At 49.6% G+C, this 18,862-nt stretch carries 13 protein-coding genes; 6 read left to right on the forward strand and 7 right to left on the reverse strand.

What is annotated here, in order from left to right; genetic code table 11:
• Window positions 1–31 precede the first annotated feature (31 nt).
• The 7 genes from E7746_RS07080 to E7746_RS07110 all read right to left on the reverse strand — a co-directional run bounded on the left by E7746_RS07080 (window position 32) and on the right by E7746_RS07110 (window position 11,947).
• Window positions 32–616: a sugar O-acetyltransferase gene (locus E7746_RS07080; RefSeq protein WP_136410316.1), complete on the reverse strand. Its 585-nt coding sequence runs from the start codon at window positions 614–616 to the stop codon at window positions 32–34.
• The gene (gene miaA, locus E7746_RS07085) at window positions 603–1,538 is read right to left on the reverse strand and encodes a tRNA (adenosine(37)-N6)-dimethylallyltransferase MiaA (protein WP_136410317.1); all 936 of its coding nucleotides are present in this window, start codon (window positions 1,536–1,538) and stop codon (window positions 603–605) included. Before miaA ends, E7746_RS07080 begins: the two co-directional genes overlap by 14 nt.
• Complete coding sequence (locus E7746_RS07090) at window positions 1,516–2,835, reverse strand: hypothetical protein (protein ID WP_136410318.1); 1,320 nt, start codon at window positions 2,833–2,835, stop codon at window positions 1,516–1,518. Before E7746_RS07090 ends, miaA begins: the two co-directional genes overlap by 23 nt.
• Window positions 2,836–2,845: 10 nt before the next feature.
• Complete coding sequence (locus tag E7746_RS07095) at window positions 2,846–5,023, reverse strand: S9 family peptidase (protein WP_136410319.1); 2,178 nt, start codon at window positions 5,021–5,023, stop codon at window positions 2,846–2,848.
• Between the two features lie 32 nt (window positions 5,024–5,055).
• Complete coding sequence (locus E7746_RS07100) at window positions 5,056–6,567, reverse strand: coiled-coil domain-containing protein (RefSeq protein WP_238337360.1); 1,512 nt, start codon at window positions 6,565–6,567, stop codon at window positions 5,056–5,058.
• Between the two features lie 46 nt (window positions 6,568–6,613).
• The gene (locus E7746_RS07105) at window positions 6,614–9,589 is read right to left on the reverse strand and encodes a PEP/pyruvate-binding domain-containing protein (protein WP_136410321.1); all 2,976 of its coding nucleotides are present in this window, start codon (window positions 9,587–9,589) and stop codon (window positions 6,614–6,616) included.
• A gap of 156 nt (window positions 9,590–9,745) precedes the next feature.
• A complete protein-coding gene (locus E7746_RS07110; RefSeq protein WP_136410322.1) occupies window positions 9,746–11,947 on the reverse strand; it encodes a sodium-translocating pyrophosphatase in 2,202 nt (733 codons plus the stop codon).
• 274 nt (window positions 11,948–12,221) lie between these two features.
• On the opposite strand from E7746_RS07110, the gene efp reads away from it, so the two are divergent.
• The 6 genes from efp to E7746_RS07140 all read left to right on the forward strand — a co-directional run bounded on the left by efp (window position 12,222) and on the right by E7746_RS07140 (window position 18,858).
• The gene (efp, locus tag E7746_RS07115) at window positions 12,222–12,797 is read left to right on the forward strand and encodes an elongation factor P (protein ID WP_123396964.1); all 576 of its coding nucleotides are present in this window, start codon (window positions 12,222–12,224) and stop codon (window positions 12,795–12,797) included.
• Between the two features lie 110 nt (window positions 12,798–12,907).
• Window positions 12,908–14,101, forward strand: a complete 1,194-nt coding sequence (locus E7746_RS07120) for an FprA family A-type flavoprotein (protein WP_136410323.1) — start codon at window positions 12,908–12,910, stop codon at window positions 14,099–14,101.
• 4 nt (window positions 14,102–14,105) lie between these two features.
• A complete protein-coding gene (locus tag E7746_RS07125; protein WP_317130902.1) occupies window positions 14,106–14,693 on the forward strand; it encodes a uracil-DNA glycosylase family protein in 588 nt (195 codons plus the stop codon).
• A 137-nt stretch (window positions 14,694–14,830) separates the two neighbouring features.
• A complete protein-coding gene (locus E7746_RS07130) occupies window positions 14,831–15,475 on the forward strand; it encodes a DedA family protein (RefSeq protein ID WP_136411315.1) in 645 nt (214 codons plus the stop codon).
• 19 nt (window positions 15,476–15,494) lie between these two features.
• A complete protein-coding gene (gene rpe / locus E7746_RS07135) occupies window positions 15,495–16,139 on the forward strand; it encodes a ribulose-phosphate 3-epimerase (RefSeq protein WP_136410324.1) in 645 nt (214 codons plus the stop codon).
• A gap of 148 nt (window positions 16,140–16,287) precedes the next feature.
• Complete coding sequence (locus E7746_RS07140; protein WP_136410325.1) at window positions 16,288–18,858, forward strand: FtsK/SpoIIIE family DNA translocase; 2,571 nt, start codon at window positions 16,288–16,290, stop codon at window positions 18,856–18,858.
• Window positions 18,859–18,862 lie beyond the last annotated feature (4 nt).

Genomic DNA, 18,862 nt, shown 5'->3' on the forward strand with positions numbered 1-18,862 from the left:
ATGAATCGACAGTTGATCGGCAACCTCCGACTCACTCTTTTATGTCACTGACAGTGTCGCTGTCGGAAATGTCACGCACAACCTTGCATGGATTGCCGAAAGCGAGCACACCTGCAGGAATGTCGTGAGTGACAACACTTCCGGCACCTATAACCGCACGCTCTCCAATAGTGACTCCGGGCAGAATCGTAACCCCTGCGCCAATCCACACGTTGTCGCCTATAGTGACCGGCTTGGAGCGCATTATGCCTTCGTTACGCTGGCGATGATCAAGGGCGTGAATCACCGTATATATGCCTACATTGGGGCCTATGAACACGTTACTGCCTATCGTAACCTGAGCTTCGTCGAGTATTGTGAGATTATAGTTGCCTACAAAATTCGGGCCTATGGTGATATTTGTTCCAAAATCGCAGTGAAACGGACTGTGGATGTCGAAGGGCTCCTCAATCCTGCCGATAAGACCGCGCATGATGTCATGACGGCTGTCACGCTGCCGGGGCGACAATGAATTGTATTGAAAACATAGTTCCTCGGCCCTTATCAGCGCTTCAAATATTTCATTAGTAAACCCGTTGTGCCAGCATCCGCTACGCATCAATTCAAGACTGTCCATTATTGCAAATTATTTTCTCTATCGATTCGACAAAATCAACATCGGGCATATCCCACGGAAGCCAATGTATGTGATAACCTCGGCGCTCCATGCCTCGGAACCAAGTCATCTGGCGTTTGGCAAACTGATGTATCGCGATTTCAAGCTCGCGCACCATGTCGTCATAACTCATATCGCCCACCACGTAACGGGTCAGATACTTGTACTCAAGTCCGTAGTATATCAAGTCGTCGGAAGCTACTCCCTGCTCAATCAACCGGCGCACCTCATCGACCATTCCCGAGTCAAGACGGGCTTTAAGACGAGCCGATATGCGTTTGCGCCTCGAATCGCGGTCAATGTCAACGCCTATGATCGTCACATCGCTCATGGGATGCGGCTCGGTCAGCACCGCCTCATCGGGATGCTCGCGATAGTAATGCTGAATCTCAATTGCGCGTATGGCCCTCTTACAGCTGTCAACATCGGTAGTGTTGTGCAGCACCTTTATCTTGCTTAATATGGTCGTAAGCTCATCGAGCGACTTTCCGGCAAGCGATTCGCGCAGCTCGCGGTTTTCGGGTACTTCAGGCAATCTCACTCCGCTTATCACCGACTCCACATACAATCCCGTGCCTCCGCACATTATGGGTAGCTTTCCGCGACCCTTAATGTCGTCGTACACGGCATCGAAATCACGCAGATACTCGTAGAGATTATAACGATAGCCGGCCGGGCATATATCAATCAGGTGATAAGGCACTGTGCCGTATTCGTCCAAGTCCTTTCCCGTACCCAGATCCATGCCACGATAAATCTGGCGGGAATCGGCACTTATTATCTCCCCGTCAAAGTGACGGGCAAGGTCGACGGCGCGAGCAGTCTTGCCCGAGGCCGTAGGGCCTGTAACGACAAGCAGCTTAGTCCTCAAATCCTTCAACATATTTACGCCAGAATTTCCTGAATTTGAAGAAATGACTGTCGGCATTGTCCTTCACCACCCTAAGCCATACCGGGTCATTGAAGTTCACATCCATCTTGTTAAGGTCATGGAGATGGAATGTAGGCTTATAGTGCTTGATGTCATATAATCGGCATCCATCACGATTGTATGTCTTGCAAGCCACCACGATGTTATAGAGCCTGAGCATCTCCGACTTCATCAATGATGTAAGCCTGTTGGACGACATCATGTTGTGAAGCTCATGCTGCGTACACCACACACCCTTGAGTCGCGAAGACTCAAGTTCCGACTTACCCGAGAAGAAGCAAGCGTAATGGAAAATGTTGCTGTCGGAGTAGTAGTTGAAATTCTCATACAGGAACTTTATTTCCACTTTGCGATGCAGACCCGACAACATTCTGAAATTCTGTTCGGCATCATACATGGTCACTTTCTCACGATAAGGCACATACATTTTAGCCGGAGTGTCGACCTTCTCGTCAGACAATTCATCGGCAGACACCTTAAGAAATATGTTGTCGTCACACAATAGTATATAACGAATCAGAGTCGAATCACCACGGTCGTTGTCCTCACCTACGACATTCTTGCGATAGAAAGCATAGATGCTCATATAACGCAAGCGAAGATAGATCAACGACAGCACATATAATATCACCGGAATCCAGACGAAAAAGAATCGGTCGGGAGTGTTTAGATTGACATTACAATAGAACAACCAATAGTAAAGCCACCCGAATAGCGTCATTGCACCCGACAGCATTATCATCAAACGAATCTGATAGATGCTCTCATGGCTGAAGATGCGTCCCAGGAATCCACGCTCGGCGGGAAGGCCGTACTTTATATGACATTGGAAGCAGAATGCCAATCGCGAGCGACGCAGATAGATCCATAGCGACAGCACAAATGTGACAGGCGCCACGACAAGAACTGAGATGTAGGGTATCTTACGGTTGGAAAGTCCTATGACATACTCCTGCGGATCGATGAACTCCATGTAATAGATGTTGATTCCCACCATTATTACAGCCGTGAAGAAGAGTATACGGGTAGTAAGGAACGGCAACAGATTGCACACGGGTGCCTTCTCGTCCTTGTTTTTCAATAAGCCCACAAAGAGGAGCTCAAGGATAAGCACAACCGCCGGCAGCCACACCTTGGATACAATCGGCGAAATAAACACTATAAAATTTATAGCGCCAAACGAGATGGCCCAATGGTTCCACAGGCTCGATATTCCTCGGTTTTTGGCATGATTACGGCGCTTATGCATGATTAATTATCTACTTTAAGTTATTGTTGAAGAAATCAAGCATCTTAAGATAGACCACGCTCCGTGAATTGCATCCGTAAATCGAATGATTCATGTTGGGGAAAAGGAACATGTCGCATATCTTGCCCTCGGACTGCAAAGCCGAAACATACTGCAACGTATTCATCAGATGCACATTGTCGTCGGCGGTGCCGTGCATGAGCAGAAGCTTGCAATTCATGCTTCCTACATGATTCACGGGAGCGCTCTCGTTGTAGCCATCCTCATTTTCACGCGGGGTGAGCATGTAACGCTCGGCATATACCGTGTCATAGTAACGCCAGTCGGTTACCGGTGCCACAGCGACAGCGGCCTTATAGGGGCTGTCGAATGCCGACGCAGCCATGAGCGTTTCATATCCGCCATAACTCCATCCATATATTCCTATGCGCGAACCGTCGACATAGGGAAGATTTCCGGCATAACGCGCTGCGTTGACCTGGTCGATAGTTTCATAATGTCCGAGATTGCGATATACGGCATCCTTGAAAGCCTTGCCTCGGCCTCCGGTTCCGCGTCCGTCGACACTTATCACGATGTAACCCTGCGACACGAAGTAATAGTCCCAATCCATGCGCCACCTGTTGAGAACCTCCTGCGAACCGGGACCGCTGTACTGCGACATTATCACCGGATATTTGCGTGACGGAGTGAAATCAACGGGTTTCAAAATCATTCCGTTCAACGTATTGCCGTCGGAAGTCATCGTAAAGAACTCACGCTGCGGCAAGGCGGGATAACGTGACAAGTAGTCGGAATTATCCTCAAGCACTCTCAGCATGCCTCCTTTAGAGCTGTTGAGCGTGTAAACCGGAGGAGTTGTGATGTTGCTGTAGGACATCGTATAGAAGGCCATGTCGGGAGAGAAGATTGCCGACGAACTGCCTTCGGCCTCCCCTATCGTGGTAAGTTTGCCCTTAGCGTCAAGTCGGCTTACAGTGCGATTTATGGCACCGTTGATTGTCGACTGGAAATAATGGGCGCCCTGAACGTTATCGTAACCGTAGTAAGCCGTGACATCATAGTCGCCTGAAGTTATCTGGCGCATCATCGCTCCGGAATAGCTGTACTGATAGAGATGATTGTAGCCTGAACGCTCCGACGACACTACAAAAAAGTCAGGATAATAACGGGTAATCTCCCACGCTGATTCATCGACCCATCCGTCGGCCACCTCATCGACATAGAGCGACTTGCTCACGGTCGACTTAGGATTGACCAGATACATTTCCAAGCGATTCTGGGCACGGTTCAGGGTAGTCACAATAAGACGCTCAGGAGTGAGCGCATAGCTTATGCGAGGGATGTACTCGATACGGCTGTCGGAAAGCTCGATGTTCTTGGTCTTACGCGTTTCCACATCATAACTGTGGAGCGTTACTACCGAATTGGGCTCGCCGGCCACAGGGTATTTGTAGGTATATGCTCCGGGATACAGTGCATATTGATTCATGGGGTCGCAAGTACCCTGATATAAAGGAAACGAATAGAGCGGGACATTGCTCTCATTGTATTTCAGATAACAAAGCGTGAGATTGTCGGGAGCCCATGTCATAGAGCAGTTGGTAGAAAATTCCTCCTCATAGGTCCAGTCGGGAACACCATTTATAACCTCGTTAATGCGTCCGTCGGTGGTAACGGCCACCTCGGTATTGTAATCGAGCTTGCGCAGGTAGATGTTATTGTCGCTCACAAAAGCCACCATGCGGCCGTCGGGCGACCAGATCGGCGACTGCTGTGTGCGATGCTCGGTGCTCAAGGGTGACAATACGTTATGTCGTATTTCATATATGTAATACTCGGCCTTGAATGAACGGCGGTAAACAGGGGTCGACTTTTCGTAAATCAATATTTTGGACTCGTCGGGGCTCAGTTCATAAGCAGCGATGCGCTTCACTTGGTTGTCACGCGTATTTGCGGCATCGAGCACAACTTCGATCTCCTTTCCCGACTTTATGTCATACTTTACAATTTTGGTATTGTCATCGGCAAGTGCGAGGCAGTTTTTTCCATCGGCAAGATATGTAACTGCCGAAGGCGCTTTTGCAGCATTGGCGGGATATACATAGGGGGCTATGTCATCGGCTGTCACGGCATAAGCTACCGACGGAATCAACAGGGGAAACAGCAATAAGTATCTAAACTTCATAATATTGAAACTTTACAATCTAAATAAACATCTTAAAAGAGCGACATCTGAGCCGAGTTGTCGGGAGCCGACTTGCGTTGCGGTTCCTGATAACCGAAGTCGGAGTCGGAGCTTACGCCCGTAGCCTTTGCGACTACACCCTCGGGAGGCGTTGCAATCAACCATTCAGTATCATTGAGGCTTTCATCTATCGCCGATATTTTAGGAGCCTTCTTACGGCGTCGGGTCTTGTCGTTAACCGGAGTTGTCGCAGCGGCTTCCTCCGATACACGCTTCAAGGTTTCTATCTCATTGCGCAACTCCGTTTCAGAGGCGGCACGTTCGTGAAGATTTCGCTCGATTGTCGTCTTCAGAGTTTCATTTTCCTTCTCCAACCGGGCGATTTGGTCGGTCATCGACTCCTTTTCAGCCTTAAGCGCGCTTATGCGCTCGTTACGCTTGTTTATGATTGTCTCGCACTGCTCAATCTTGTCCTGGACATCGGCTGCAATCTCAAGATTGTCGTTGGCCTCTTTCAACTCCTCGCGACAGGCTTCAAGCTCTTCAAGAGTTGAACGATAACGCTCATTGATTTCGTTATTGGCATTTACATGCTCCTCCATTTCATGGCGTGACTGGGCCAATCGGTTGCGAAGGTCGTTAATCATGTTGTCGGACATTGACATGCGGGTCTTGAACAGTTCCTCCTTCGATTCACGCTCCTTCACCTCCTTCTCGACCTCCTTTTTAAGCGAGGCGACTTCGGCTTCACGCATTGCACTTGAAACATTCATCGATGTTATGCGGCGATTCAAATCCTGGATGTCGTTCTGCTTTTCCTGCAACTCGGCCTCGACGCGTTCAAGGGCTGAAATCAACCTTGCGTTCTCCTCCTGCAATTCGGTATTTGAGTTTTCCGACTTTGACTTTTCAAGCTGCTGACGCATTGCGTCCATTTGTCCTCGCATTTCTACAAGGTCATTCTCGCGCACGCCCGAAGCCTTCACCTTGTTGACAAGGCTTTTGTTTTCGAGCTGATACTGCTCGTTCTCAGCTTGCAGTTCAAGGATGCGGCGTTCAAGCTCCTGTACCTTGTCGGCCAACGCGCGCTTCTGTCGGTCGGCACTCAACCGCTGTTGCGTCCATTGCTCTTCCTTTCCTTCAACGGCTGCACAACGTGACTGCAATTTACCGATTTCGGCCTGCAACGTTTCGCGGTCTTGAGCTATGCGCGAATCGCCTTCCTGACGAAGGCGTGACTTGATTCCTTCGATATACTCCTTGAATGATCCGTCGAGCGAATCATACAGGTACTTACGCTGAGCCTCTATGTCGATACAATTCTTGATGAAGTCGGGCTGTGCATTGTTGAATACCTCCAGAAGGCCGTCAAAAGCAGTAAGAGGAAAGTCGATATTCTCCACATCTACAACCACTTTGGCAGGTGGCTGAGGCGACAATGTTTCAGGCTCGTCACTTGAATTATAATTGTTATCTACGGCAACATCATCGACTTCATACTCCTCGTATTCGTCGTCGCTACCAAAACCGAAAGCTCTTTTCAATGTCTTAAAAAAGGACATAACGCAATATTGCTATAAAAGATTAGTACTATATCGAAGTGTTAACTTCAGGCTTCACAACAACTCCGGAGCCTTTACGGCCATTAATGCCGATTGTAAGCGGAGCCGGGAACTTCACTATCCTGATGAAGTCGCTTTCATAAACGGCATCACAACCGTTGAGGAAATCGACATCATATATACCGTCGTTGGACGACGGGTCGATCGTAAAGTAGCCGACACCGAACGATGTCAGGTTTTGGAAGAAATGAGTTCCCTGGCTCGGTTCTATGCGATAGTTCTTAAGCGATGACTCTACAATAAGACGCGCCGATGAAATGTGAGGCCATTTAACCGGTATGCCGAGAGCAGTGTCGCTTGAGCCCCATCGTCCGGGACCAATGAGGACATAGCCTTCGTTACGCTCCGTAAAGTTACGATTTATTTTTTCAATTTCACGTGCTATCAGAGAATTATTTGACGATGAGAAGTTTTCGGGTCTTACATACACCACCGTATCCACATTGTCGATGTTGCCGTGACCCAACGCCGTGTTACTTCTTAGCAGCACTTTCTCATCGGGAAGTCCGAGAATGCTCTCATCCACGATATCCTTACGCTCAACGATAGGCCTTATCTGAAGCCAATACAGCGAGCCCTTGCCCCGGGCATCGACATCAAGCACTCCGGCAAATTCTATCTCGACCGGACGTCCCATCTCTTCCTGTCCTTTAGTGAGCATGAAATCGACAATCTCAGCAAGTGGGAACACCTTGTGCTGAAGGATGTTGGCAAATGTCACCACACGACGGCCCTCACCGAAATCGCTGTCACGAATCACCTGATCACGGAAATCGTAGGTTGACACCATGTAGCGAAGGGCTCCGGTCTGAGCCACATCCTGTATGCGCGGCTTTGCGATATTGAACCCGTCGTCAACCTTGAAGTCGGCTTCGACGCCACGCTTCATGTCAAGAGCGTAGAACTTGGTCTGAGTGTCACGTAACGCAAGGTCGAGGGTCGAAGTCTGCAACACCTTGTCGGCGTGACGCGGCGAAAATCTGAGGCTCAGGCCACCGTCGACAATATATTTACCCAGTCCGACGGCCACTTCAGTAACGCCGTCCTCGGGAATTTCATCGTTAATGGGATAGTAGTTAAGCGAGCGTCCCACACCCGAGAACGAGGGGAAATAGTAGTCGCCCACCTGTTTTCCCACCACCTCCTGTATGATAACGGCCATCTTCTCCTGGTCGATGACATTGCTCGTCGCCGTCATATAGGCTTTGCTGTCGGCATAGAACACCGATGCATACACGCTCTTTATTGCATCGCCGAGCATAGCGAGCATCTCGTAACGGTCGTCGACATGAGGAATCATGTAGGTCGAATAGATTCCAGCAAAAGGCTGATAATGAGAGTCCTCAAGCAAGCTCGAGCTACGAATGGCAAGAGGCTTGTCGACAACCTCAAACAGCGCGAAGAAATCCTCAATCAGACGCTCGGGCAGACGAGCCTGAAGGAAGTATTTAAGAATCTTCTCGTCAGGAATGTCGGACAACGCAACAGGATAGAGGTTGTTGGTTTCCATGAACTCATCGAATATGTCGGTACATATAACGACAGTGCGCGGAATTGTTAACGTAACGCCGTCATAGTTGTCGCATATAGGATTCTTCTTTATTATCGAGTCAATGAAAGCAAGGCCGCGGCCTTTTCCTCCAAGCGACCCCTGCCCTATTCTTGCAAAGTTGGAATAGTGGTCAAATCGGTCCTTGCGGAACACAGCCACAACTCCACGATTCTTCATCTTTCGATACTTGACAATCAGGTCAAAGAATAGCTGACGCACAGCCGGCGCCTCCTCGATGTTACGGAAGCGATGATTCTTGATCACCTCGGCTATCGGGAACATGGCACGCGAATAGAGCCATCGTGAAATGTCGTTGAACGAAGCATGGTAGAGCAACGACTTGGCCGGAATGTCAAAGATGTGACGCTGGAGGTCCTTCAGGTCATGGATGCGCAGCAACTCCTCGCCCGTTTCAGGGTCACGGATTATGAAGTCACCGAATCCAAAGTCCTTCATTATGGTATTTCCCAGGTCGACAGGGAATTTCTTGGAATTCTTGTCAATGAAAGCGCCGCCGAATTCCTTTACCAGAGGTGCGTTTTCCTCCTCCGACGATTCCATTATTATGGGCAGATAAGGGTCACGCTCACGCAGATATTTGGCGAGCTTGATACCGGCCTTTGAATCCTTAACGCCTTCACGCTTGAACGACACATCGGAGATGACACCGAGCATATTCTTGCCGTAACGCTCATAGAGAGCCACGGCCTCCTCGTAGTCACGCGCAAGCATAACTTTTGGACGGCCGCGCATGCGCAGCATCTGCTCATGCTCATTGAGCGCCTCGGTGGAGAATATAAGCGACTGCTTAAGCAGGAACTTATAAAGCGTGGGCAATACCGACGAATAGAACCTGACCGAGTCCTCGACAAGCAAGATGAGCTGCACTCCCACTTCGTTTATGTCGTTGTCGGCATTCATCTTGTCCTCAAGCAGCTTGATTATAGCAAGCAGCAGGTCGACATTTCCCAGCCAGCTGAACACATAGTCGACAGCCGTCAAATCCTCTTTGGCAAGTCGTCGCGACACCTCCTTGGAGAATGGCGTGAGAACGATTATGGGAACATCGGGATAGCGTGACTTAATCTCCTTGGCTCCGACAAAAGTTTCACTAAGGTCGATTCCCGGCATCATTATTATCAAGTCAAATCGCTTCACGGCAAGAAGGTCGAGAGCTTCCGACGGCCGAGAAACACGAGTGACTCGCGGAGGCGAGCTAAGATTCAGCGCCACGTATTCAAAATAGAGTTGTTCCTCAACACGCCCGTCCTCTTCCATCATGAAAGCGTCGTAAGGCGAAGCAACAAGAAGCACGTTGAATATGCGCCTCTGCATAAGGTCCTGAAATGCAGTATCTTTCAGATATAATTGGCTTACACTTTCCTCATTCATTTATTGCAAGATTTTGAATAACAAATTTAGCAATAAATAATAATATTAAGTAATTTAAGCCCACATTTTTTAATTATCGTTGACAAAAACAGCGCGCAAAAAAAGAGTCGGCAACCAAAGGCTGCCGACCCGTATGTCAATTAGCCTGAAACATCATCAGAAGAGGCTCCAGCTTACAGTCAATCCGGCCATCACGATAGCCACCATCGACATGAGCTTGATAAGGATGTTAAGGCTGGGACCGGATGTATCCTTAAAGGGATCACCAACAGTGTCACCCACTACAGTGGCCTTGTGCACCTCGCTACCCTTTCCACCGAAGTTTCCTTCCTCGACATACTTCTTGGCGTTATCCCAGGCACCGCCTGCGTTGGCCATGAAGATAGCGAGTACGAATCCTGATGACAGACCGCCTACGAGCAGACCGATCACACCGGGGACTCCGAAGATTATACCGGTTATGATGGGAGCAACAATCGCAAGCAACGACGGGAACACCATTTCACGCTGCGCACCCTTGGTCGAAATCTGTACGCAACGGGCGTAGTCGGGCTCTGCGTCACCTGTAAGGATACCCTTTATTTCACGGAACTGACGGCGAACCTCCTCAACCATGTGAGCGGCAGCGCGTCCTACAGCATTCATTGTAAGACCGCAGAAGAGGAATGCCATCATGCTACCGATAAACATACCTGAAAGCACCTTCGGATTCATGAGGTTTACATCGTAATAGTTCATGAAGTCGGTAAACGAAGCCTCATGGATGGGCTTTGTCAAGTCGCCGAGATTAAGAGCAGTCTGTCCGAGGCGTGACAATCCGATGCGGATTTCCTCTATGTAGGAAGCCAAGAGAGCAAGACCGGTAAGAGCTGCCGAACCGATCGCGAAGCCCTTTCCTGTAGCTGCGGTGGTGTTGCCGAGCGAGTCGAGAGCATCGGTGCGGCGGCGAACCTCTTCACCGAGGCCGCTCATTTCGGCATTACCTCCGGCATTGTCGGCGATAGGCCCGTAAGCGTCAGTGGCAAGAGTTATACCAAGAGTCGAGAGCATTCCCACAGCAGCGATACCGATACCGTAAAGACCCATGCTCACATTTGCCAAATCATAGCCCGAAGCGAGCCAATAAGAAAGGATGATACCTACAACCACTGCTAATACAGGAATTGCGGTTGAAATCATACCAAGACCGATACCCGATATAATAACGGTAGCCGGACCCGTGGTTCCGCTCTCCGACAAACGACGAGTAGGAGCATAGGACTGCGATGTATAATACTCGGTGGAACGGCCAATAACTATACCAACCAGCAGACCGATCAAAACAGCAATGGCGATATTAAGCCAGTTGTCAATCTGGAGAAGCCACAGAATCAAGAATGTAGCACCTACAATGAGCACCGAGCTCAGATTGGTTCCGAATGAGAGCGAGTTGAGCAAGTCCTTCATCTTGGCGTTTTCCTTGGTCTTAACCGAGAATATACCGATGATTGACAGGATGATGCCCACTGCGGCAATCAACATGGGGGCTACCACAGCCTTAAACTGCATGTCGACATCGCCCGAAGTCATATAAGCGGCGGCGCCGAGAGCAGCAGTTGCAAGAATCGAGCCGCAATATGACTCATAAAGGTCAGCGCCCATACCGGCCACATCACCTACATTGTCACCAACATTGTCGGCAATCGTGGCGGGATTTCGGGGGTCGTCCTCGGGAATTCCGGCCTCAACCTTACCCACAAGGTCGGCACCGACATCGGCAGCCTTTGTGTATATACCTCCGCCCACACGAGCAAACAGCGCCTGCGTGCTGGCACCCATTCCGAAGGTAAGCATCGTGGTGGTAATCATGCACAGCTTGGCAGTGGGAGTCGCCGGATCGTTAGGCACGAAATAGTCAAGAACGAGATACCAGAACGAGATGTCGAGCAATCCAAGACCTACGACAACAAGACCCATCACAGCTCCGCTTCGGAAAGCGACACGCAATCCGCTGTTCAATGAATTGCGGGCGGCATTGGCAGTGCGGGCCGAAGCCTGAGTAGCCGTCTTCATTCCCAGGAATCCCGAAAGTCCCGAGAAGAAACCTCCGGTAAGGAATGCCACCGGTACCCATTGATTCTGCAAGTTGAATCCATAGGCCATAATTGAGAACAGGATTACAAGGCACAGGAACACTATGCCCACAATCTTGTACTGTTGTTTAAGATAAGACATTGCACCCTTACGCACATGGGATGCAATTTTCTGCATCAAAGGAGTGCCTTCGCTCTCTCCCATCATCTGACGGTAGAAGTGCCATGCAAGAAGCAAAGCAAGCAACGACGAAATCGGCACAATCCAAAATAATACTTGTTCCATTGTTACTAAATTTTTGGTTAAGAAATGTGAGTTACAAAGTTAATAATAAATGTGACGCAAAACTAAATGTAGAATCGGAAAATATTGAGAAAAAACTACACAAAACACGCCGTTTCTTCCCTTTTTAAGCCGACAATCGTAAAAAAATTCAAGAAATATTGGGTATAATGCCCTTACTTTTAGTATCTTTGCAGCAAAATTCGCGGATGACTCGCTAAAGGCTTGAAATCCAAGCAAAATTTTAACAATCAAAAATATCGATATAAATCACTTTATGGCAACAACTGCAGATTTTAAAAACGGAATGTGCCTCGACATCGACGGCAACTACTTCTTCATCGTAGAGTTTCTTCATGTAAAACCCGGCAAGGGTCCGGCTTTCGTGCGCACCAAGCTCAAGAATGTCAAGACCGGCCGCATCCTTGACAAGACTTGGAACTCGGGCGTAAAGGTTGATGAAGTACGCATCGAGCGTCGTCCCTACCAATATCTATATAAGGATGACATGGGCTACAACTTCATGCACACCGAAACATTTGAACAAGTAGCAATCCCCGGCGAAAGCATCGACGGCGTTCAGTTCCTTAAAGAAGGTGATATATGCGAGGCCATGGTTCATGCAGCTTCCGACACCATCCTCACTTGCGAGATGCCCACCAGCGTTGTGCTCGAAATCACCTACACCGAGCCCGGAATCAAAGGTGACACAGCAACCAACACGCTTAAGCCCGCAACAGTGGAAACCGGCGCCGAGGTACGCGTGCCCTTGTTCTGTGAAACCGGCGACAAAGTGCGCATCGACACTCGCGACGGTTCATACGTAGAACGTGTAGAACGCGCAAAATCATAAAGAAATCACCAATCAACCTTATCACATTTCAAGCCGCCTAATCCAATAAAAGGATAAAGCGGCTTTGCTCATATCTGCTAATATTAACATTTAACACATCGAAACAATTCATGAACATCAGAAACATAACCGACGGCATATCATACGTTGGAGTAAACGACCGAACCACCCACCGATTTGAAGCCCTTTGGCCCCTTCCTGCAGGAGTGAGCTATAACTCTTACATAGTAAAAGGCTCGTCAAAGACAGCCCTCATCGACGGCGTGGAGATAAGCGAATGCGACAAGCTCCTCTCCAACATCAGAGAGATAGCCGGCACTGAAGCTCCCGACTACCTGGTGATCAACCACATGGAACCCGACCACTCAGGCTCCATAAAGGTGCTGCGCAGCTTCTTTCCCGAAATGACCATAGTGGGTAATGCAAAGACCCTTGAAATGGTGAAAGGTTTTTACGGCATAGAGGACAATCTGCTCAAGGTGGCCGACAATGACACAATCGCCCTTGGCGGATTGACACTGACATTCAAGCTCACCCCCATGGTGCACTGGCCCGAGACCATGATGACCTACGTAAACGAGCGCAACGTGCTCTTTTCAGGCGACGGATTCGGATGCTTTGGCGCAATCAACGGCGGTGTAATCGACAACGAAACCGATGTTGAGTACTACATCCCTGAAATGTACCGCTATTACTCCAACATCGTGGGCAAATACGGAGTGTTTGTGCAAAAAGCACTTGCCAAGCTCAAGGACCTGAAAATCGACTACATCTGCTCGACCCACGGTCCCGTGTGGCACGATGAGGTGAAGAGGATTGGCGGCATTTACGACAAACTGAGCCGATATGAAGCCGAAACAGGCGTGGTGATAGTTTACGGCTCAATGTATGGCAACACCGAGGAGATGGCCGAAGCGATAGCGTCGCGCCTTGCCGAAAAGGGCATAAAAAACATACGCGTACATAACGCATCCTACTCCCACCTCTCCTACATATTGAGCGACATATTCCGCTACAAAGGACTCATAATAGGAGCGCCCACCTATTCCAACACTCTCTATCCGCCGATAGAAAGCGTGATGCAGGCAATAAAGACACGCGAACTAAAGAACCGCGTCGTAGCCACATTCGGCTCCTATACATGGGCTCCGCAGGCAGTAAAGCGCATAAACAGCGTGCTTGAAGAGGCTAAGATGCTCACCCCCGACATGGTATCGGTAGAAGCCAAGCAAGCTCCGAGCGCCAAAACATTGGCCGACTGTGCCGCCCTTGCCGACAGCGTGGCATCACAGCTGTTGTCGTAACGCAATGACAATGATACCGGTCGAAATTCATCCGTTTGAACCCTACGTGCCCGATGACGCACGCCTGCTGATAATGGGCACCTTCCCGCCCAAAAGCGAAAGATGGTCGATGGAGTTCTACTACCCTAACCGCATCAACGACTTTTGGCGAATCATGGGACTAATATTCCATGACGACAAGGAGTACTTCTACGACGCGGCGGCACGCACTTTCAGGCTCGGACTGATAAAAAAGTTCCTCAACGCAAAGGGCATAGCCCTGAACGACACCGGGCATAAGGTGCGCCGTCTTAAGGACAATGCCTCCGACAAGTATCTGGAGATAGTGGAGCCGGTGCCGCTGATGGAGCTGCTGAGCCGTATGCCCCATTGTCATGCCCTCGCCACGACAGGCGAGAAAGCAGGCGAAACTCTTGCTTCGATTACCGGCACAGTGTCGCCGAAAATCGGAGAATATGTAACAGCCACACTTGGCGACGGACGCGAAGTGAAGATATTCAGGATGCCGTCGACATCAAGGGCCTATCCACTCGCCATCGAGAAGAAAGCGGCCTATTATGCCGACATGTTTCGCGAAATAGGGATTTTGTGATGTTTTATCGCCAATCCCGGCTGTTTAATTGATTTATTTACTAATTTTGAACTTTGCTTCAATACACCTGATAAAGTATAACTTGATATATGCTTGACCTGATTCCGCTTTTTGCGCTTTTTGACCCGGCCGAGATAATGATGAAATTTCTCACGGCCGATGCAATGACTGTGTACCTTCTTGTGTTCGCATTCATGGTAATCGAAAGCTCCTTCATTCCCTTCCCCTCGGAAGTAATTGTTCCGCCGGCAGCATATCTCGCCTGCACCAAAGGCGATGTAAACCTCATCTCGGTGATACTGATAGCCACAGCGGGAGCCATAGTGGGAGCGTTGATCAACTACTATCTTTCATTGTGGATAGGACGCCCGATAGTGTACAAATTCGCAAATAGCCGATTTGGTCACGCATGCCTCATCAACGAGGAGAAAGTGCGTCACGCCGAAGAGTATTTCGACAATCACGGAGCTGTGTCGACATTCATAGGCCGACTGATACCCGCTGTCAGACAGTTGATATCAATTCCGGCCGGACTTGCCCGAATGAACATAGGCAAATTCGTGATATTCACCGGACTCGGAGCCCTCGTGTGGAACTGCATCCTTGCCGCGCTCGGTTATTGGCTCGGCAAGATAGTACCGCAAGAACAACTATATGCCAAAGTAGAGGAGTACAACGAATACCTCACCTACATAGGCCTCGGCATAGGAGTTGTGTGCGTGCTCTTCATCCTGTGGAACGCATTCAAGCCTCATCCACAAAGCAACGACCAACAATTGTAAGCAATCAATATCTAAAGCCATGCTCGTAGCACCATCATTATTATCAGCCAATTTCGCCAATCTGCAAGCCGATTTTGAAATTCTTAACTCAAGCAATGCCGATTATCTGCATGTGGATGTAATGGACGGAGTATTTGTGCCTAACATCTCTATAGGCTTTCCGGTTATAAAAGCCATTCAACGGCTCGCCCGAAAACCGCTCGATGTGCACATGATGATCGTAGAACCGCAGAAGTACATATCGCAAGTGCGTGACTGCGGAGCCGAAATCATGAACGTACACTTTGAGGCCTGCACCCATCTCAACCGCGTGGTGCATGAAATCAAGGAGGCAGGAATGAAAGCCGGAGTGACATTAAATCCCGCCACACCTGTTTTCATGCTTGAGGACATCATTTCGGAACTCGACCTCGTGCTCATTATGTCGGTCAATCCGGGATTCGGCGGACAGGCATTCATTGAAAACTCGCTGAACAAGGTCAGCCGTCTGCGCCGACTTATCGAGGCAAGCGGCTCGCACGCACTGATAGAGGTCGACGGAGGTGTCAACGAAATGACCGGAGCCGCCCTGTCGAAAGCGGGAGCCGACATTCTCGTCGCCGGCAGCTATGTGTTCAAGGCTCCCGACCCGATGAAAGCCATCGACACATTGAAAAGCCTCTAAGATATTGCTGGCTTGCGATTTGAAATTTTTCAAGCAACACATTCCATGTTTTTTTGTTTTTGAGCCGAGGTTGTTGTAACTTTGTACTAACAACATCGGCTTAAAATTTTATTTGCTATAGAGCTTCACTATTAGTTATTAAGCACTTATGAGATCAGACAATATATTATCCGACAACTTCGACCCCGATGTACTCGACCGCGAGTACAAGGAGCCGTCACAACCCGCACCGCGCAAGCGCAACACGACGCGCCAGGCTGCAGCTAAAAAGGAATCCAAACCGGGCGCCATATCGCGATTTATCCATGACAAGCGTACACGCCTCTTTGTGGGTATAGCAATGATATGCTGGGCCGCCTACCTTATAATCGTCACCCTCTCCTACTTCACACACGGAGCCGACGACCAAAGCGCGACAATCAATCTGTCGATATCGGAAATGGCGCAACGCGGCGATGAGATCAACAATGCGGGAGGCCCCATAGGAGCATTCCTGTCACAAAGCGCAATATCCAATGGCATAGGAATAGGAGCACTTGTAATCATATACTACTTCCTTGCCCTCGGATGGGGATTGCTGCATAAGGGTAAAGTGGGATTCTGGTCGCTGACTATGAAATCGCTCATTGTTGCGATTACCGTTTCAATCGTTACAGGACTTGTAACCTATAAGGCACATTCATGGGTGTTCTGGGGCGGTATACACGGATATGAGGTCAACACGTTCCTGATGTCGCACATAGGCGTAACCGGAGCAATACTTGTAAGCATCCTGCTTGTGGCTCTTGTCGCATCAATATACCTCAATGAGCTGAGACTCCTCTATGTTGCCTATCGCAAGCGCGTGGATGAGCACCGCAGACGCGTAGAAGCCGAACGCGCCGCCGCTGAAGAATCACGCCGAAAGGTTGAGGAATCACTGAAAGAGTCGGCCGAAATAGTTGACAATTCCAGAAATGAGGTTACGCGCGAATCATCGGTACAGCTTGAGAACAAGACCCTTGACTTCGAGGATTATGCCAACGATAACAATGTTGACGACAACCCTGCCGACACCTACAAGACCGAACCCGAAATCGACGATGACATCTACGACACCTTGGACGACGAAACGAAAGACGACATTCAAGACGAGCCTGAAGCCACCGACAACAACGAGGATGTGAGCATGACCGTAAATGAAGGCGAAATCGAAGAAGCCGACGAAATAGCGACCGACACCTACGACCCGACGGCCGAACTGTCGCGCTACCATTTCCCGTCAATAGAGCTGCTCAACAACATTCAGGTCAAAGCCAACAGTGTCGACCAGCAGGAAATGGAGGAGAACAAGGAGCGCATCACTTCAACGCTTTCCAACTACAGCATCCCCATTTCACATATCGAGGCTACGGTAGGCCCCACCGTTACACTTTATGAAATAGTACCTGCCGAGGGCGTGCGAATTGCCAAGATAAAGCGCCTTGAGGACGACATAGCCTTGAGCCTTGCCGCACTGGGAATACGTATCATCGCACCTATTCCGGGCAAGGGAACGATAGGTATCGAAGTGCCCAACAAGGAGCCTCAGATGGTGCCTATACGCTCGATAATATCATCGCGTAAGTTCCAGGAGTGCAACTATGAGTTGCCGATGGCAATGGGATCCACAATTTCCAAGGATGTATTCATAGCCGACCTCACCAAGATGCCCCACGTGCTTGTGGCCGGTGCCACCGGACAGGGAAAATCGGTGGGCCTCAACACCATAATAGCATCGCTGCTTTACAAGAAGCATCCGGCCGAGCTGAAATTTGTGCTTGTCGACCCCAAGATGGTTGAGTTCAGCCTTTACAGCAAGCTTGAGCGCCACTATCTTGCCAAGCTCCCCGACGAGAATGAAGCTATCATCACCGATCCGATGAAGGTCGTAGCCACGCTCAACTCCCTGTGTGTGGAGATGGACAACCGTTACGCCTTGCTCAAGGATGCCAACGTGCGCACAATAAAGGAGTATAACAATAAGTTCATCCAGCGTCGACTCAATCCCGAAAAGGGACACCGCTACCTCCCCTACATTGTTATCATAGTCGACGAGTTTGGCGACTTGATAATGATGGCAGGAAAGGAAGTTGAAACTCCTATAGCGCGTATAGCCCAGAAGGCACGTGCCGTGGGTATGCACATGATTCTTGCCACACAGCGTCCGTCGACCAATGTAATCACAGGTATCATCAAGGCCAACTTCCCGGGACGAATCGCGTTCAGGGTATCGCAGATGGTCGACAGCCGCACGATTCTCGACCGCACGGGAGCCAATCAGCTGATAGGAAAGGGCGACATGCTATTCTCGCACAACGGCGAGATGGAGCGTGTGCAGTGCGCATTCATCAGCACCGAGGAGGTCGAAGCTATATGTGATGCGATCGACGAACAGGTAGGATATCCCAACGCCTATCCCCTGCCCGACTATGTTCCTGAAAGCGACGGTTCAACAAGCCTCGGAGCAGTCAACGACCGCGATCCGCTCTTTGAAGAAGCGGCAAGATTTATCGTTACTTCAAGCACCGCCTCAACATCTTCGCTTCAAAGGCGTTATTCTATAGGATACAATCGAGCAGGCAAAATCATGGATCAGCTCGAGGCCGCCGGCATAGTAGGCCCCGCTTCGGGAGCCAAGCCCCGTCAGGTTCTTGTCGATTCATTGCAGCTCGAGAGAATGCTTGAAATAACTGCTTAAAACG

This window comes from Muribaculum gordoncarteri (assembly GCF_004803695.1).
GTDB classification, from domain to species: Bacteria; Bacteroidota; Bacteroidia; order Bacteroidales; family Muribaculaceae; genus Muribaculum; species Muribaculum gordoncarteri.

Excerpts from the sequence above, each read along its gene's own strand:
- E7746_RS07080 (WP_136410316.1), bottom strand. The coding sequence starts at position 616 with ATGGACAGTCTTGAATTGATGCGTAGCGGATGCTGGCACAACGGGTTT.
- miaA (WP_136410317.1), bottom strand. The coding sequence starts at position 1,538 with ATGTTGAAGGATTTGAGGACTAAGCTGCTTGTCGTTACAGGCCCTACG.
- E7746_RS07090 (WP_136410318.1), bottom strand. The coding sequence starts at position 2,835 with ATGCATAAGCGCCGTAATCATGCCAAAAACCGAGGAATATCGAGCCTG.
- E7746_RS07095 (WP_136410319.1), bottom strand. The coding sequence starts at position 5,023 with ATGAAGTTTAGATACTTATTGCTGTTTCCCCTGTTGATTCCGTCGGTA.
- E7746_RS07105 (WP_136410321.1), bottom strand. The coding sequence starts at position 9,589 with ATGAATGAGGAAAGTGTAAGCCAATTATATCTGAAAGATACTGCATTT.
- E7746_RS07110 (WP_136410322.1), bottom strand. The coding sequence starts at position 11,947 with ATGGAACAAGTATTATTTTGGATTGTGCCGATTTCGTCGTTGCTTGCT.
- efp (WP_123396964.1), top strand. The coding sequence starts at position 12,222 with ATGGCAACAACTGCAGATTTTAAAAACGGAATGTGCCTCGACATCGAC.
- E7746_RS07120 (WP_136410323.1), top strand. The coding sequence starts at position 12,908 with ATGAACATCAGAAACATAACCGACGGCATATCATACGTTGGAGTAAAC.
- E7746_RS07125 (WP_317130902.1), top strand. The coding sequence starts at position 14,106 with ATGACAATGATACCGGTCGAAATTCATCCGTTTGAACCCTACGTGCCC.
- E7746_RS07130 (WP_136411315.1), top strand. The coding sequence starts at position 14,831 with ATGATGAAATTTCTCACGGCCGATGCAATGACTGTGTACCTTCTTGTG.
- rpe (WP_136410324.1), top strand. The coding sequence starts at position 15,495 with ATGCTCGTAGCACCATCATTATTATCAGCCAATTTCGCCAATCTGCAA.
- E7746_RS07140 (WP_136410325.1), top strand. The coding sequence starts at position 16,288 with ATGAGATCAGACAATATATTATCCGACAACTTCGACCCCGATGTACTC.